Genomic DNA, 15,826 nt, shown 5'->3' with positions numbered 1-15,826 from the left:
GCTCCGTGGCTCGTTCGAGCGTCTCTCCAGCGGTGACGCTACGCACGGTCGTCGTCGGCCGCGTCCTCGGCGTCTTCTTGCTCGCTCTCGGCGGTCTTCTCGTCCGTCTCGCCCTCGAGTTCGTCCGCGATCGCTTCGTCGACGGCCATCTCGCCGGGTTCGGCCTGGGTTCTGTCAGCCCGATTTTCGATCTCCGCCGCCGATCTCGAGTCGGCCATCTCGACCGTCGTCTCCGACCCGTCGATCGCGTCGGACGACGCCCCCTCCGAGACGCCGATGGAGACGTGATCGTCGTCGCGCTCGTCGATCGGATCGGCTTCGGGACGATCGACGTACTGCCGGACGACGTAGGCAGCGACGGCAATAGCACCGAGCAGGAGTACCAGCGTTCGAACGCGGCCGAAAGCGCTCGATTCGCCGGCGCTCGAGGCGACCGATTCGGCGTCCGCCGCGTCACTCGACTGTGATCGAAGTTCCATCGGACTCCCTACGCGCGTGGTCGGGAAGCCGGTTCGGGGTGGGAACGCAAGCGTCGCCGTCACGGCGGCGACGCTGGCCCCGTCATCCCTCCTTCCATCGCTGACGCGTCGGTTATGGAGTCCCTTCCAGCCGGTTATGCTGCGTATAGTGAGGGTCGTTCGTTTGCTACGACGATCCAATGATCAGTCTGAACTCACGACAGTCACGAAACCCGACTAATCGACGGTCGCGGGTCTCGAGTGTGTCCTCGAACGGCGAGCAGTCGCTCGAGTCGGGACGACCAGCGGTGTGTTTCGATTCGCGAGCGCCGTCGATGACCGCGCCGCACATCCCCAGAGGTGGGACGCGATGAGTTCGTCGAGTGCGGTTGGGCACGTGCTGGCGGTCGGCGTGTTCGTGGCGGTCGCCGGCGTCGTCGCCGTCAGCGTTCTCGCTGGTGGCGTCGCCGCGGGGACCGTAAGCGTCGCCGACCAACCGACCGCTCAGGCACAGGCCGATGTCCCGACCGCGGTCGCTACGCAGGACGGCGTCTCGGAAGAAGCGTTCGTCGAACCCGTTCCGGAGGAAGGTGACGCCTACTTCGAAGCTGCTGCCGAGGACGACAGCTGGGTCAGCTACATCAACCCGCGCGACGAGTATCGATCGCCGTATCTCGGCGAGGGCTCGGGCAAGCTCTGCGTCGCGCTGGTCAACGAGCAGGGCGAGCCGGTCGCCGGCGAGTCCATCCCCGGTACGACGGTCACGGTTCCGACCGGCGAGGAACTCGAGTGGCACGGCGACGCCGATCCGTTCACCGTCGAGTACCCGCTGACGGACAACTACGACCGCCCGCTCGACAGCGATCAGTTCGGCACGACCGACGACCTGCCCCAGGGTGACGGCTACCTCGATTCGCACTGTTTCGAGTGGCACGGCCTCACCGAGAACGACACCGTCAGCTACAGCGACGCGACGATCGAGGGCGAGCACGCCGATGACATCGAACTCGTCGGCTACGTCCAGCAGACCCACGAGTCGTGGGATACCGACGTCGATCCGATCGACGATGCCCGCCCCTACGAGGAGACGGGCGGCGGCTGGACCTACCATCCGGACGGCTCACACGGCCAGGTCGTCGTCGTGGTTCAGCTCGACGGCGAGCCGGTACACTCGACCGTCGACGACTTCGACGAGGACTCGAGCGAGAGCTCCGACTCCGAGCCTGCCACCGAACCAGCAACGCCGGGTGACGATTCGACTGCCACAGCCGACGACGCCGCTACTTCGAGTGACGATGCAGAGGCCATGCCCGGTTTCGGCACGGTTGCGGTGCTCAGCGCGCTCACGATTGCAGTACTAGAACGGATCCGCCGAAGTGGCGGATAATCCACCCCGTTGCCCGTTACAGGGAATGGCTACGTGCGTAGCCGAACCATGGTGTGTGACGACGGACATCGATCGGTCGTGTCTCTCCGATAGACTATCGATCCCCGCCTACTCCATCGATTCGAGTGTGGGAAAATAAGCCTACTGGCCACCAAACGTCGCCGGTCGAGCGAACCAATTACGTTTTGAGGGTTGCCACCAGAGGGGTATCCAATGACGACCTCCGACGACGATCCGACGGTCCCGATCGTCTGTACCGACTGCGATACCTCTTCTCGAGTCGCGCTCTCCGACGTTGCCGACGCGATCGAAAACCACAACGAGCGACTCCACGACGGGGAGGATATCGCGACGGTCGACCCCGACATCGCAGCCCACATCGCCGATATGGCCGCGACGGACCTCGGACTGCTTGAGGACGAGTAACGTCGCGGTCGCCCTCGCCGACCGATCGAACCAACGTTTATACTGGTTAGCGAGGCGAATACCCCGACCTTCCGAAAACCGTGGGTTTTCGGCTTTCGCAAATCTTCGATTTGCGTCAACACCGTGGTGGGGGATGAAGCCGACAACTGGTGACACAAACCATTAAGTGACAATACGACTACTCAAGAGATAGCGATGGAACACAGTTACCGCTACCACGCTTACCCGACACAAAAGGTAGCGGCTGAACTGGAACACCATCTGAACGTTCATCGCCAACTCTACAACCACGTCCGCTGGGACTACACGAACAGCCCAGAGGACGACAAGCCGAGCGAGTACGACCAGAACAACAAACTCACCGAATGGAAGCGTAAATGGCCGGTGTTCAGCGAGCTACACTCGAAAGCCGCACAAGCCACCGTCGCCCGCTTCCACCACAACCTCACCGTCCTCAGCGAACTCAAACAAAAAGGGTACAACGTCGGTCGGCTCAAACGGCAAGCATCCACCGACTACCGAAGCGTGACGTACAACCAGTCCGGTTTCGACCTCGATGAAAAGAGGGGCCACGACAAATACGCATACGTCCGCTTCAGTCAAATCGGTTGGGTGAAAATCCGGTACACTCGCCCAATCCCTGACCGCGCCACACTCAAAGAGATCACGGTCAAGAAAGAGACGACCGGCGAGTGGTTCGTCTCCTTCGGGCTGGAAACCAACGATGCTGATTTGCCCGAGAAACCCGACGTGGATTCGCTTGACGCGAAGAACAGCGCTGGGATTGACCTTGGCATCCTCAACTATATACACACGAGCGATGGGAAGACGGTGGATTGGCTCGACCTCGAAGACGAGTACGAACGACTCCAGCGCGAGCAACGCAACCTGTCTCGCAAGGAGAAAGGGTCGAACAACTACGAAAAGCAACGGCGGGAAGTGGCGAAGGTCAAGCGCCACATCAAGCGGAAGGTGTTGGACTACCAGCACAAGATCACAACGTGGCTCGTCCGGGAGTACGACGCTGTATTCGTTGAGGACTTGAACGTGAAGGGAATGTTAGAGCAGTCGCACAACGCCCGCAACAAGCAGGATGCGGCGTGGCGACAGTTCATCACGCTCCTCGAATACAAAGCGGAGTTGTACGGCACGCACGTTGAGCAGGTTCCGTCTCGGGGGACGACGAAGGAGTGTTCGTCGTGCGGTGTAGAAACTGAGAAGCCCATTTGGGTACGGGAACACTCTTGCCCGGCGTGTGGGTTTGAAACGGATAGGGATGCGAACGCGGTCGTCAGACTACGTCTGACGGGCAGCAAAATCGCGTGCGATTTTGCGACGGCGATGAACGTTCTACAACGCGGTTTTTCTGAGTTAGGGCTGGGATGGCCCGAAGAAACGCCTGTGGAGACTGTGACCGCTACGGACACGGCTCAGTTTGAGTCCGTGTCTGCAAGTCGCGTCATCGAAACAGGAAGTCTGCCCTCGTGAGAGCAGGACTCCCCGCGCCACCGTGCGCGGGGTAACATTCAACGAGCCGTCGGCCGTACTGGTAGTCGATGGCTCAGACGACCCACACCTGTTCCTGCGGTGCCGTCCTTCGATTCATACGGACCGTTGTAGTTCTTTACCGGTGATCACCGACCCCGTCCGGGTGATCACCGGTAAAACGCTACAACAATCCGTATCAGACAGGACCTCGAAAAAGACTCGAGTGGGACGGTCGCCCAGTGGCACTGTAGCGAGTGTCGGATGTCCGTCCCCGGATTGGTCGCCGAGAAGATCAAACACCAGCATCCGTCCTGATCGATACTGTGGGCCCGTCGGACACAGAGACCGTATCAGGCCGTTTCGCAGATATCGACGAAGTTCTCGAAGATCGCCTCACCCTCCTCGGTGTGAGCGACTTCCGGATGCCACTGCACGCCATAGAGGTCGCGATCGGTGTTGCTCATCGCTTCGACGTCACAGACGTCACTTCTGGCCGTCAGTTCGAATCCTGCCGGCAGTTCCGTGACTTCGTCGGCGTGACTGGCCCAAACACGCGTTTCCGGATAGACCGAGCCCGTGAGCGGATCGTCTTCGTCGAGAATGTCGACCGTGACATCCGCGTAGCCGCCGTACTCGCCGCTACCCACCCGGCCGCCGAGTTCTTCGGCGATCAGTTGCATGCCCAGACAGATCCCGAGCACGGGGACGTCGGCCTCGAGGTAGGCCGGCGAGCGACCGATACGGTCCATATCCGGCCCTCCTGAGAGAACGACACCGTCGGCCTCCACGTCCGCTGGTGGCGTGTCGTTGTCGATCAGTTCCGTGTCGACGCCCAGGTCGCGGAGGGCGCGACGCTCTAGATGCGTAAACTGTCCGTGGTTGTCCACCACGACGATTTTCGTCATTAGGGGGCTCTAGCCAGTCACTCGGTAAAAACGGACCGGAACGCGCACTCGTTGCACGCGGCGGCTCGAGGTCCGGTACGTTTATACACCTCTCACCGGAGTATACGGGTATGGCAGTCGACGTGAACCAGTTCGACCATCCCTCCTGGATTACCGCGGTGAGCACGCTGGTCGGCTACGGCTTGATTCTCGCCGTGTTGACAGTTGCCCTGTTTATCGTTCCGTGGCTCGTCTTCGCAGCACTGTAATCCCGCCCGGTCGAACTGCGCGACGGTGTCTGTCGGTGACGAATAACCCGTAGCGAATGCCACCACCGGCGCTTCGATCGACACCGATTATGGTTTGGCCCTCCGGGAACCGAGTACGGATATGACGATGCAGGTATTCGGTCTCCTCGGCAATCCGGTCGGACACTCGGTGTCACCACCGATGCACGAGGCGGCCTACGACGAACTCGAGCTCGAGGCCCGCTACGTCACGTTCGAACCCGAACCCGCAGCGATCGAGTCCGCGATCGAGGGCGCCGACGCGCTCGGGATCGACGGTCTCAACGTCACGATCCCGTTCAAACGAGACGCCCTCGAGGTCGTCTCGCCGGATCCGATGGCAGCGCGAATCGGTGCGGTCAACACGATCGACTTTACCGGGGAGGGCCCGCCGACAGGCCACAACACCGACGCAGCGGGCGCGGTGCGAGCCCTCCGGGACCACGACATCGCTATCGAGGGCGCGGACGCGGTCGTCGTCGGTGCTGGCGGTGCCGGCCGGGCAATCGCGTTCGGCCTGGCGGATGCGGGTGCGACAGTCGAGATCGCAAACCGGACCGAATCGACCGCGTACGACCTCGCCGAGGAGGTTCCCGGCGCGACGGGCCACGGCCTCGCAGCGCTCGAGTCGCTGCTGGCAGAAGCCGATCTGCTGATCAACGCGACGAGCGTCGGGATGGGGGAGGACGCAACGCCGGTGCCGGCCGAGACACTTCACGGCGACTTGACCGTGATGGACGCGGTCTATCGACCGCTCGAGACGCGATTGCTACAGGATGCGGCTGCCGCTGGCGCGAAAACGGTCGACGGGGCCTGGATGTTGCTCTACCAGGGCGTCGAGGCGCTCGAACTGTGGAGCGGTGAGCAAGCGCCGGTCGAGACGATGAACGAAGCGTTACGAGCGGAACTTTGAGATCCTCCCGCGCCTCCAGACGTGGGAATCCACGACGTGGAGAGTAACGACTCGAGTATCGGCGACGCACTCTCCTCATCAACCGAATTTAAGTGTTGGTGACGACAATATCCGCCTAATGGCACTCCTCCAGAAGCTGAAGTCGCTGTTGGGACTCGGCGAGACGGACTCACAGCGCCGAGAGACCCAGGAGGTCGGCGTTACGGTCGAGCGCGAGCGATCGTCGTCCGAGGCGTCGACACCTGACCACGACGAGGCGGCCGCCGCGGGGACCACGGCCTCGAGTTCGACCGATTCGATGACGGAACCGACAGACGAACCCGAGGAGGCCGCCGAACCAGCCGAGGCCGCGGGCCCAACCGACACCGACGCGGCGCCGACGGAACCGAAGACGCCGGACGAAACGGACGGCGAGACGGCCGAGCCAGCCGACGATGTCACGCTCGTCGACGCCGACGAGGATGTCGACGAATCCGAAGACGAGGCGGCTGCAGATACCGGGACGGGCGAGGAACGCGACGCCGAGACCGACGAGGAGACGGCATCCGAGCCGGCGACACCGGACCAGGCCGAGACCGCAAGCGAAGCCGTCGACGTCATCAAGGGAATCGGCCCGGCCTACGCCGACCGGTTGGCCGACGCCGGCGTCGAGACCGTCGACGACCTCGCCGCGGGTGATGCGGCCGAGTTAGCCGGCCAAACTGACATCTCCGAGAAACGCATTCAGGGCTGGATCGACCGGGCCGAAGTTCGATAAGCTCGTCTCGTCGCGTTTTCTCTCCGTTGTGCGCGCCACCGCTCCCGATTCCCGAAACCGCAAGAGGATTAGTCGTCGATGCCCTCTCTGCCGACATGAGCGACCCGCGCGTCGTAACGACACTCGAGACGTTTCGCGAGACCGTCCTCGAGTGGCTCGACCACGGTGGGTCGGATTCGCCCGCCGAGTCGCCGACGCGCACGGTCAGAAGCCCGATCGAAGTTCGGACGACCGTTTCCGATCCGTTTCTCGCCTACCGACGCGCACGGACCGACGGCGACGGGGCGATGTTGGAGACGACCGGTGGGCAGCCCGGCTGGGGCTACTTCGGCGTCGATCCGATCGACCGGCTTACGGTGTCGGCCGATGCCGTCCCCAAACCGGACGCCGACACCGACTCGCCGACGCTGGCCGCCCTCGAGGGACTGCTCGCGTCGGCCGATCTCGCCCGCGGGGAGTGTGACGTTCCCTACCCCTGTGGTGCGATCGGCTGGCTCTCCTACGATGTCGCCCGCGAACTCGAGTCCGTACCGGAGTCGGCTGTCGACGACCGCGATCTGCCCCGACTCGAGGCTCGCGTCTACGATCGGTTCGCCGCCTGGGACGAACCGGTCGACGGCGACGTGACGCTGCGGATCACGGCCTGTCCGACGATCGAACTCGAAGGGGCGGCTGGCGTTGCATCCCGGACGGCTGCCATCGAATCGGCCTACGAACGTGGCCGGGAACGCGCGCTCGAACTCGCTCACCGGGTTCACGAGGGCGAGCCGACCATCGGTTCGCCCCCGGTTTCGACGCCGGAAGCGACGTTCGAGAGCGAGTGCGGTCGCGAGGCCTTCGCCGACCGCGTCCGCGAGGTCAAACGCTACGTTCGTGACGGCGACACCTTTCAAGCGAATATCTCCCAACGGCTCGTCGCACCGGCTGCGGTCCATCCCGTCGCCGCCTACGACGCACTGCGTCGGGTCAACCCCGCTCCCTACTCCTGTCTGCTCGAGTTCCGGGCCGTCGATCTGGTGAGTGCGAGCCCCGAACTGCTGCTCGAGCGCGAGGCCCGTCACACTCCCAACTCGAGCGACGGTCCGCCGCGGGCACAGGAGGGGGATTTCGTGCGAACGGAGCCCATCGCCGGCACCCGTCCTCGAGGGGAGACAGCCGAGGCGGACGCCGCCCTCGAGGCCGACCTGCTCGCCGACGAGAAAGAACGCGCCGAACACGCGATGCTGGTCGATCTCGAGCGCAACGACCTCGGAAAGGTGTGTGCCTACGGCTCCGTCGCGGTCGAGGAGTACCGTCGGATCGACCGCTACGCCGAAGTGATGCACCTCGTCTCGAACGTGACCGGCCGACTGCGACCGGACGAAACGCTCGCAAACGCCATCGCGGCGGTCTTTCCCGGTGGGACGATCACCGGCGCGCCGAAACCGCGGACGATGGAGATCATCGACGTTCTCGAGGCGACCAGACGCGGACCCTACACCGGCAGCGTCGGCATCTTCGGCTTCCACGGGCGGGCGACGCTCAACATCGTCATTCGGACGCTCGTTCGCCACGGCGCCGAGTACCACCTCCGAGTCGGCGCCGGCATCGTCCACGACTCCGACCCCGACCGCGAGTACGACGAAACGCTGGATAAGGCTCGCGCGCTCATCGCCGCCGTCGACGAGGCACTGGGCGAGCGCGCCGATCTGACACTCGAGACGGACGGCGTCGTCGACGAACCGCGTGGTGAGACGTCGTGAGCGAGACCGCCGACACGGCCGCCGGCAGGACGCGCATCCTCGTCGTCGACAACTACGACTCCTTCGCATACAATCTCGTCCAGTACGTGGGCGAACTCGCGACCGAGGTCGTCGTCCGGCGCAACGACGAGATCGACCTGGCCGATGTACGGGCGCTCGAGCCGACGGGGATCGTCGTCTCGCCGGGGCCCGGAACACCCCAGGAGGCCGGCATCTCCATCCCGCTGTTCGCCGAGACGGATTATCCCATTCTCGGGGTCTGTCTCGGCCACCAGGCGCTGTGTGCGGCCCAGGGTGCGCCGGTCGTCCACGCGCCCGAAGTCGTCCACGGCAAACCCTCGCAGGTCACCCATGACGGCGAGGGTCTCTTCGACGGCTTGCCCGAGACGTTTCAGGTCGGGCGCTATCACTCGCTGGCAGTCGAACGCGAAGATCTGCCACACTCACTGATCGAGACGGCGCGGACGGCCGACGAGCGCGAGGTTCTGATGGCCGTTCGCCACCGCGACAAACCACACCTCGGCGTGCAGTTCCACCCCGAGAGCATTCTCACCCGCCAGTACCGCGAGACGGACGCGGGTATCTCGCTTACCGTCGGCAAACGGATGGTCGCGAACTTCTGTCGGTTTGCCGCCGAACGCAACCCACCACGGAGCACGGACGCCACCACGCACGATGAGTGACCAGCGCCTGTATCACGTCGACGGCGACCTCGTTCCGGCCGATGAGGCGACGGTCAGCGTCGACGATCGGGGCTTTCGCTACGGCGACGCGGCCTTCGAGACGCTGCGAGCCTACGGCGGGACGATCCTCGAGTGGGAACGCCACGTCGAGCGCCTCGAGGCGACCTGCGAGACGCTGGCGCTCGAGCACGGCCTTGCGGCCGCCGACCTCCGCAAGCGGATCGACGAGACGCTGGCAGCGAACAACCTCGCGGACGCCTACGTCCGGCTGTCGATCACGCGGGGCGTCCAACCGGGGAAGCTAACGCCCCAGCCCGCGGTCGATCCGACGGTCGTCGTCTACGCGAACCCCCTCCCTCGTGGTGGTCTCGAGGGCGAGTCGATCTGGGACGATCCCGCGACGGTCCGGACGGTCGAGACGCGCCGGATCCCCGACGAGGCCATCCCCTCGAGCGCGAAGACGCACAACTACCTGAACGGGATCCTCGCGCGGACCGAACTCCGCGGGACCGACGCCGACGAGGCCCTGCTTTGTGACCTCGAGGGGACCGTCGCCGAGGGTGCCACGAGCAACCTGTTTTTCGTCCGCGACGGCACTGTTCATACACCCTCGACAGACGGACCGGTACTGCCGGGAATCACCCGCGAAACGATCCTCGAGCTGGCGGCCGACGCCGATGTCCCGGTCCGGGACGGCCAGTACGATCTCGAGGCTGTCCGCGCTGCTGACGAGGCGTTTCTGACGAACCGGACATGGGAACTGCGACCGATCGCGACGCTCGACGGTCGCGACCTCGGTCGTGGACCGATTACCGAGACACTCTCGCAACGGTACGACGAGTACGTCGAGCGAATGTGTTACTATAGTGGGCACTGAAAGTCAGTGCACACCCAATCGCACGATAGCGATCCGATTGGTGTGTAAACCGTTTCAGTTGTTACTATCGGTATTAGTCGTCGGACTCGAGGCGTCGGCGATCCGCGCTGTCGATGTCACCACGACGCTCGAGACGCTCCCGGTTCGTCCCCTCGAGCTCGAGCACGAAGTCGGGGCCGAACGCCGAGGCCGGCGTCTGGAAGCCGGTTCGAGCACCGGGTTCGGTTTCGTCGGCCACCAGTCGTTCGGCGGCCGAGACGGCGGCGCGTGCGGTGACCGTGTAGACGTTCGGCGTCTCGAGGCTGGCCCGCACGCCGCGGTCGTTGCCGTCGGTCACCTCGCCCCAGACGACGGCGGGCGATGTCGATCGCTGCCGGGCGTCGGGTCCGTCGACGAGCCGGTCGACCACGCCAGTTAGCGCACGTTCGACCAGCGGATTCTCGAGGAGCCACCCCAGTCGCCCGGCGACGCGCATGGCGGTCGGGCCACCTGGTGGCACCGCGGCGTAGATGTCGATCGTCTCGATGCCGGTGTGGTGGGCGGCGGTCACGACGTCGCCGAGCGGAATCGTGACTGCGCGCTCGGGACCGTCGCCGAAGTCGATTCGTCGGGTTCGATAGGCCGTCGGCACTCGGACGAGCCGGTCGTTGCGCCGAACGACACCGCCCGTGCCCGCGAGATCGACGAGCGTGCGGGCGGTTCCCCGCGAGGGACGCCCGGTCCCCTTTACGCCGATCGTCAGGCTGTCGGCCGTCGGTAGCTGGTCGGACAGAAAGGCGGCCAGACAGTCCGAGGGAACCACGTCGAAGCCGACGCCCGGGAGCAAGCCGATGCCGGCGTCTCGAGCCGCCGCGTCGTGGTGCCGAAGCCGTTCGAAGACGGCGACTTCGCCCGTTACGTCGAGATAGTCCGTCCCCGTCTCGAGGCAGGCTTCAAGCAGCGGATCGACGGTGTCGACGAACGGGCCGGCGCAGTTGAGCACGGCGTCGACATCGGCAAGTTCGCTGGCGATGTCGTCCTCGAGCGAGCACCGTCGGCGTTCGAGCCCGAGTTCGCCAGCCAGACCGGCGAGTTGGCGTCCATCTCGTCCGGCAGCGATCGGCGTATGGCCCCGCGAGACTGCCTCGCGACAGACGAGCCTGCCGGTGTAGCCGTACGCGCCATAGACGAGACAGGCGTTCATAGCCGGCCTTTGTCGGACAGGATGTTAAACCTCCGTCAGACGCCGGCCGCAGTCGAAACGTTCAGGGGATCGCACCCGAAATGGCGCGCCGATGAACTCGGATCGATCGATCGCGACGGTTTCCGACGTTCCCGCGGAGTCGACGCTGCTCTTTCGCATCGAAGACGACGACGGCGAGGCCCACGAAGCCGTCCTCGTCGACACCGACGACGGCGTCGCCTGCTGGCAGAATTACTGTCAACACTTCACCCACATCGCTCTCGACAAGGGCTCCGGTGCGGCGATGCGAGACGGCGAGATCGTCTGTGAGAATCACGGCGCGTACTTCGAAGCGGACTCCGGAATCTGTACGTACGGCCCCTGCGAGGGCGCGACGCTCGCCCCGCTCGAGGTGACCGTCGAGGACGGCGAGATCTATCTCACCGATCCAGACTTCGAGTATCTCGGCCCCGGTCCGATCGATGACGACGACGATATGACCTCGACGTCGAACGTCAAAATCTGAGGTGACGCCTCGAGCCGGAGTTGCCAGCCGACACCACACGCTCGAGCAATCGACAGCTTCCCGGTGTTGGACCCACGAGTAACTGCTATGACCCACACCGACGCCGATCCGGAATCGAGTACCAGCGATCGAACGGACGATCGGACGGCCGCAACCGACGACGTGGCTGCGAGCTACCGCGAAACCGACAGCGAGCGACTCCTCGAGTTCGAACGCACCGAGACGGGCGCAACGGCAGCGATCGCACAGAACCGCGAGGGCTACGCCATGTTGAAAGTCCGCCCGACGGCCGACGGCGACGAACTCGAGCGCTACTACGGGTTCGACATGGCGCTGGACCACGTCGGCGAGCGACTCGCAGTCTCGCCGCACGAGCTGCCGGTACCGGCAGCGGCACAAGATATGGGAATGTGAGCACGCTCACCCGGACACGGGGCTGTGACGGTTCCCACGTCGCCGGACGAAGCGAGAATTCTAAATAGCCGGAGTCGAAGGGATCAGACGAGACTAGCTGTGGCATCCGATCCGTTTCCCCCCCCAATCGGGACGCGCCGATGCTTTTCCGGACTGCTCGCAGCGACGGCGCTTGGCATCTATCTGCTGTTGATCGCTGGCGCGACGACATCGCTGACCGATGCGGCCGCGGCGTGTTCGACGTGGCCGACCTGTCACACCCCGGCCGATCCGCTGACCCAGACCCAACTCGCCATCGCCTGGGGCCATCGGATCGTCGCCGTCCTCGTCGGTCTGTTGGTCGCAGCCACGACCGTCGCAGCCCTTCTCGGCGAGCTTTCACGCCGTGTCCGTACGGCGATTCTCGTCGGCGCCGTCCTCTATCTCGTCCAGGTCGGCGTCGGCGCCCTGACAGCGACGCTCGGCCCCGGCGCGATCGTTCCGGGTCTCCATCTGTCCCTCGGGGTCGTCGTCTTCGGCGCGATCGTCCTCGCACTGGCCTGGGACCTCGAGCTCGCGACGGGGGAGGCGAACGATTCGCTCCCCGACCCCGAGCCGCTCCCGGCGGAGTCGGCCGCCGGTTCCACGCGCGAGCTGCCCGAGGGACGTCTCGCTCGAGCACGCCTCACCGCGTTCGCGTACTTCAAAATGATGAAGCCGCGGCTGATGTGGCTGCTCTGTCTCGTCGCCGCCGCCGGAATGGCACTGGCCGCCGGCCAAACACTCGATGCGGTGACGATCGTCGCGACGCTCGGCGGTGGCGTCCTCGCCATCGGCGCCTCGGGGACGTTCAACCACGTCTTAGAGCGCGACGTCGACCAGCAGATGTCCCGGACGGCGGATCGGCCACTCGCGACCGAGCTGATCCCGGTTCGGAACGCGCTGGCCTTCGGCGGCTTGTTGGCCGTCGCCTCGCTCGCGGTCTTCCTGACGATCAACCCCCTTGCGGCCGCGCTCGGTCTCGCCGCAATCTTGTTCTACAGCGTCGTCTACACGCTGTTGCTCAAACCCAACACGGTTCAAAACACCGTCATCGGCGGCGCTGCCGGGGCGTTGCCGGCGCTGATCGGCTGGGCCGCCGTCACGAACGAGATCGGCCTGCCGGCGCTCGCACTCGCGGGGGTCATCTTCCTCTGGACGCCGGCACACTTCTACAACCTCGCGCTGGCCTACAAGGACGACTACGCCCGTGGCGGCTTCCCGATGATGCCCGTCGTCCGCGGCGAGACCGAAACCCGCAAACACATCGTCTACTACATCGCCGCGACGCTCGTCGGCACGGTCGTCCTTGCGTGGCTTACCGACCTCGGCGCGCTGTACGCCGCGACGGTCGCCGTCTTCGGGGGGATCTTTCTCTGGACCGCGATCGTCCTTCACTTCGAACAGACCGAATCCGCTGCCTTCCGTTCGTTCCACGCCTCGAACGCCTTCCTCGGGGCCGTCCTCGTTGCCGTGCTCGTCGACGCGCTCGTGCTATAGACATAGACCGGCCGCCGATTCATGTCGACGATCACTCGATACGGCTCGAAGCCGAGTGGCGTTCCAAACCTGAACTGGTTGGACGAATCAAGCCGTGCAGGCCGATTTGATCCAGTATACGGACTGCTGTAACGATTTGCCGGCGGCACCACAGGATGGCTCGCGATTGTGCCGGGAATGACGTACAGCAGACCGTATCAGTCGACGCTTGGAACGATACGAGAGCACGGTCCTTCGAGGGACTAACGGATCGTTACGAGCGAGGAAAGCTGGCGCTCGAGGCCGGTGGTGCAAAACGGAAAACGATGCGTCGACTTAGCGTGCGGCTGCCGCGACGCGCTCTTTCTCTTCTTTCTGGCTGATCGCGTAGGTTTGGACGTCGTAGTTCGCGGCGCCGGTCAGCTGGGAGGCGATGGCCTCCGGAACCGACGTCGATGTCTTGAACGAGGCATTGTAGACGCCTTCGGCGAGGAACTTCAGGGCCTGATCGACGCGGCGCTGGGGGGCGACGTCGACGGCCTTCGGAACGGAGATACCACCGTATTTCAGGCGGACGGTCTCCTCGCGTGGCGCGGCGTTCTCGACGGCGGTGACGAGAATCTGGACCGGATTCTCCTCGGTCCGTTCGTGGATGAGCTCGAACGCATCGCGGACGTAGTTGAGCGTCATCTGTTTCTTGCCCGTGTTTTCGTCGGTCTGCATCAGTCGGTTGATGAAGCGCTCGACGATGGAAATCTGGGACTTCTGGAACTGCTTGCTGGCGTGACGGCCGGCGGTGTGGGCGACCGGCGTCACCGTGATGTAGCGTTCCGTCGAGGGGTCCTCGTAGGCGATCTCGTCGATCTCCCAGGTGCCAAAGAGCTTCGCGCCGACGTCGGCGCCACCAGCGGGGGCGTCCGGATCGGGTTGGTCTTCTGCCGCCATAGTTATCGCACCGGTTTCTCCGCGTTCCCGCGAACGAGTTCCTTCAGCGCGACGCCGTTGACCTTGTCGACCTTGTAGTTGACGCCGGAGAGGTCACCCATCGCACGACCCTTCGCCCCACCGATCCCGGCGATGGTGACTTCGTCGTGTTCGTCGATGAACGAAATCGCGCCGTCACCGGGACAGAACGCGGTGACCTGTTTGCCGTTCTTGATCAGCTGGACTCGGACGCACTTCCGGATCGCCGAGTTGGGCTGTTTCGCTTCGATGCCGACCTTTTCGAGCACGATACCACGACCCTGAGGGGCTCCCTCGAGAGGGTCGGACTTCTCTCGAAGTCCACGGGCGCGGCGCGCGTAGTCAGAGTCGGACCACCGCTGGTTCTGGCGGTCCTTCTTGAGCTTACGCGCGGCGTACTTGCCGTTTGCCATGGAAGCCGGTATCCGTCGAAGCCACTTAAGCGACGCGTTTCGAACCGACCGTTACGCCCCGAGAGCGCTCGATCGGGGTCAACGAAGGAATCTGAGGGCGTTTCGACACCGCGGGACAGCTCTCGAGGCGTCCGTGCCAATCGGCGTGTGTAGCTGCCGTCGCGATTTCAGATTGTGATACTACTATAAGTTATTAGTCGGGCCAGTTATATTCTGCACTCACTATGGCCACACTCGAGACGGTACTCGTTACGACATCCTGGTTCAAGCGACTCCTCGGTCGATCCGACGATTCCCAGTCAGGTGGGGCGGTCCCTGGAATCGCGGATCGAATCGGATGGACAGGATCACTCGAGGACGCCGAGGTGATCGGTCGCAGCCCCCTCTCTTACGTCGCTGCTGGCGAGTCGGTCTCGTCGTTCGTCGGCAAGGAAATCGCCAGCAAACTCGCTCAGTACGGACTCGAGGAGATCGAGCCGGAGGAGTGGTACTCGCTGACGATCCCACTCGCCATGCTGTACGATATGCGCGACGAGTACGGCGATATCAGAATGCGAAATATGGGACAGAACGTCCCTCAACATGTCGAGTTCCCGCCGGAACTCTCGGAGGTCGACGAGGCGTTGCGAGCGATCGATCAGGCGTATCACCAGAATCATCGGGGGGAGGAGATCGGATTCTACGAGTTCGAGAGCGTGGACGACAATCAGGGGCGTATGACCTGTGAGACGCCCTACCCGTGTGAGTTCGACAAGGGACTGATCAAGGGCGTCGCCAAGAAGTTCGCCAACAACCCCGTTCGGGTCGAAGAGATCGGCGACCAGTGTCGATCGGAGGACGGCCAGCGCTGTGAGGTATGAGTTTACCCCGAAGTCTCGACAGCCGGTACAGCGTGAGTCCGTGAGATCATCTCATTGTTGTTGACGACTCGGCGAAGTTCTTCGTAGGG

Annotated in this window: 18 protein-coding genes; 13 read left to right on the top strand and 5 right to left on the bottom strand. The window is 64.1% G+C overall.

The window, feature by feature from the left end:
• Nucleotides 1-38: 38 nt before the first annotated feature.
• The gene (locus tag D8Y22_RS12950) at nt 39-479 is read right to left on the bottom strand and encodes a hypothetical protein (protein WP_141465124.1); all 441 of its coding nucleotides are present in this window, start codon (nt 477-479) and stop codon (nt 39-41) included.
• Between the two features lie 349 nt (nt 480-828).
• On the opposite strand from D8Y22_RS12950, the gene D8Y22_RS12945 reads away from it, so the two are divergent.
• The 3 genes from D8Y22_RS12945 to D8Y22_RS12935 all read left to right on the top strand — a co-directional run bounded on the left by D8Y22_RS12945 (nt 829) and on the right by D8Y22_RS12935 (nt 3,759).
• Nucleotides 829-1,845, top strand: a complete 1,017-nt coding sequence (locus tag D8Y22_RS12945) for a PGF-CTERM sorting domain-containing protein (RefSeq protein ID WP_141465123.1) — start codon at nt 829-831, stop codon at nt 1,843-1,845.
• Nucleotides 1,846-2,058: 213 nt separating this feature from the next.
• Nucleotides 2,059-2,271 carry a hypothetical protein gene (locus tag D8Y22_RS12940; RefSeq protein ID WP_141465122.1) on the top strand — a complete coding sequence of 71 codons (213 nt, stop codon included), beginning with the start codon at nt 2,059-2,061 and terminating at the stop codon, nt 2,269-2,271.
• Between the two features lie 195 nt (nt 2,272-2,466).
• The gene (locus tag D8Y22_RS12935) at nt 2,467-3,759 is read left to right on the top strand and encodes an RNA-guided endonuclease InsQ/TnpB family protein (RefSeq protein WP_141465121.1); all 1,293 of its coding nucleotides are present in this window, start codon (nt 2,467-2,469) and stop codon (nt 3,757-3,759) included.
• A gap of 350 nt (nt 3,760-4,109) precedes the next feature.
• Here the strand turns inward: D8Y22_RS12935 and D8Y22_RS12930 are convergent, their stop codons facing one another.
• Nucleotides 4,110-4,664, bottom strand: a complete 555-nt coding sequence (locus D8Y22_RS12930) for a GMP synthase subunit A (protein WP_141465120.1) — start codon at nt 4,662-4,664, stop codon at nt 4,110-4,112.
• A gap of 110 nt (nt 4,665-4,774) precedes the next feature.
• On the opposite strand from D8Y22_RS12930, the gene D8Y22_RS22415 reads away from it, so the two are divergent.
• The 6 genes from D8Y22_RS22415 to D8Y22_RS12905 all read left to right on the top strand — a co-directional run bounded on the left by D8Y22_RS22415 (nt 4,775) and on the right by D8Y22_RS12905 (nt 9,902).
• Nucleotides 4,775-4,912 (top strand): hypothetical protein, encoded by a 138-nt coding sequence (locus D8Y22_RS22415; protein WP_174811850.1) that lies wholly within the window; start codon nt 4,775-4,777, stop codon nt 4,910-4,912.
• A 127-nt stretch (nt 4,913-5,039) separates the two neighbouring features.
• The gene (locus D8Y22_RS12925; RefSeq protein ID WP_141465209.1) at nt 5,040-5,843 is read left to right on the top strand and encodes a shikimate dehydrogenase; all 804 of its coding nucleotides are present in this window, start codon (nt 5,040-5,042) and stop codon (nt 5,841-5,843) included.
• 118 nt (nt 5,844-5,961) lie between these two features.
• A complete protein-coding gene (locus D8Y22_RS12920) occupies nt 5,962-6,600 on the top strand; it encodes a helix-hairpin-helix domain-containing protein (RefSeq protein WP_141465119.1) in 639 nt (212 codons plus the stop codon).
• Nucleotides 6,601-6,695: 95 nt separating this feature from the next.
• Nucleotides 6,696-8,342 carry an anthranilate synthase component I family protein gene (locus D8Y22_RS12915; RefSeq protein ID WP_141465118.1) on the top strand — a complete coding sequence of 549 codons (1,647 nt, stop codon included), beginning with the start codon at nt 6,696-6,698 and terminating at the stop codon, nt 8,340-8,342.
• Nucleotides 8,339-9,025 carry an anthranilate synthase component II gene (locus D8Y22_RS12910; RefSeq protein WP_141465117.1) on the top strand — a complete coding sequence of 229 codons (687 nt, stop codon included), beginning with the start codon at nt 8,339-8,341 and terminating at the stop codon, nt 9,023-9,025. The genes D8Y22_RS12915 and D8Y22_RS12910 overlap by 4 nt, the downstream gene beginning before the upstream one ends.
• Entirely contained in the window at nt 9,018-9,902 is an 885-nt protein-coding gene (locus tag D8Y22_RS12905) for an aminotransferase class IV (RefSeq protein ID WP_141465116.1), read from the top strand. Before D8Y22_RS12910 ends, D8Y22_RS12905 begins: the two co-directional genes overlap by 8 nt.
• A gap of 73 nt (nt 9,903-9,975) precedes the next feature.
• Here D8Y22_RS12905 and D8Y22_RS12900 read toward each other — a convergent pair whose 3' ends face one another.
• Entirely contained in the window at nt 9,976-11,085 is a 1,110-nt protein-coding gene (locus tag D8Y22_RS12900; RefSeq protein ID WP_141465115.1) for a saccharopine dehydrogenase family protein, read from the bottom strand.
• A 91-nt stretch (nt 11,086-11,176) separates the two neighbouring features.
• Here D8Y22_RS12900 and D8Y22_RS12895 point away from each other — a divergent pair, with 91 nt between their 5' ends.
• The 3 genes from D8Y22_RS12895 to D8Y22_RS12885 all read left to right on the top strand — a co-directional run bounded on the left by D8Y22_RS12895 (nt 11,177) and on the right by D8Y22_RS12885 (nt 13,522).
• On the top strand, nt 11,177-11,590 hold the full coding sequence (locus D8Y22_RS12895; RefSeq protein ID WP_141465114.1) for a Rieske (2Fe-2S) protein: 414 nt from the start codon (nt 11,177-11,179) through the stop codon (nt 11,588-11,590).
• An 87-nt stretch (nt 11,591-11,677) separates the two neighbouring features.
• Nucleotides 11,678-12,004, top strand: coding sequence for a DUF7111 family protein (locus D8Y22_RS12890; RefSeq protein WP_141465113.1), 327 nt, complete (start codon nt 11,678-11,680; stop codon nt 12,002-12,004).
• A 99-nt stretch (nt 12,005-12,103) separates the two neighbouring features.
• Nucleotides 12,104-13,522: a heme o synthase gene (locus D8Y22_RS12885; RefSeq protein WP_141465112.1), complete on the top strand. Its 1,419-nt coding sequence runs from the start codon at nt 12,104-12,106 to the stop codon at nt 13,520-13,522.
• A 315-nt stretch (nt 13,523-13,837) separates the two neighbouring features.
• Here the strand turns inward: D8Y22_RS12885 and D8Y22_RS12880 are convergent, their stop codons facing one another.
• Nucleotides 13,838-14,446: a 30S ribosomal protein S7 gene (locus tag D8Y22_RS12880; RefSeq protein ID WP_141465111.1), complete on the bottom strand. Its 609-nt coding sequence runs from the start codon at nt 14,444-14,446 to the stop codon at nt 13,838-13,840.
• Nucleotides 14,447-14,448: 2 nt separating this feature from the next.
• Nucleotides 14,449-14,877 carry a 30S ribosomal protein S12 gene (locus D8Y22_RS12875; protein ID WP_005580585.1) on the bottom strand — a complete coding sequence of 143 codons (429 nt, stop codon included), beginning with the start codon at nt 14,875-14,877 and terminating at the stop codon, nt 14,449-14,451.
• Between the two features lie 224 nt (nt 14,878-15,101).
• Between D8Y22_RS12875 and D8Y22_RS12870 the strand changes: the two genes are divergently transcribed.
• Nucleotides 15,102-15,737 (top strand): hypothetical protein, encoded by a 636-nt coding sequence (locus D8Y22_RS12870; RefSeq protein ID WP_141465110.1) that lies wholly within the window; start codon nt 15,102-15,104, stop codon nt 15,735-15,737.
• Nucleotides 15,738-15,826 lie beyond the last annotated feature (89 nt).

Source organism: Salinadaptatus halalkaliphilus (assembly GCF_006543045.1).
In the GTDB taxonomy this organism is placed as follows: domain Archaea; phylum Halobacteriota; class Halobacteria; order Halobacteriales; family Natrialbaceae; genus Salinadaptatus; species Salinadaptatus halalkaliphilus.
Note: the sequence above shows the minus strand (reverse complement) of the source record. Positions and strands in the feature narration are given on the sequence as shown.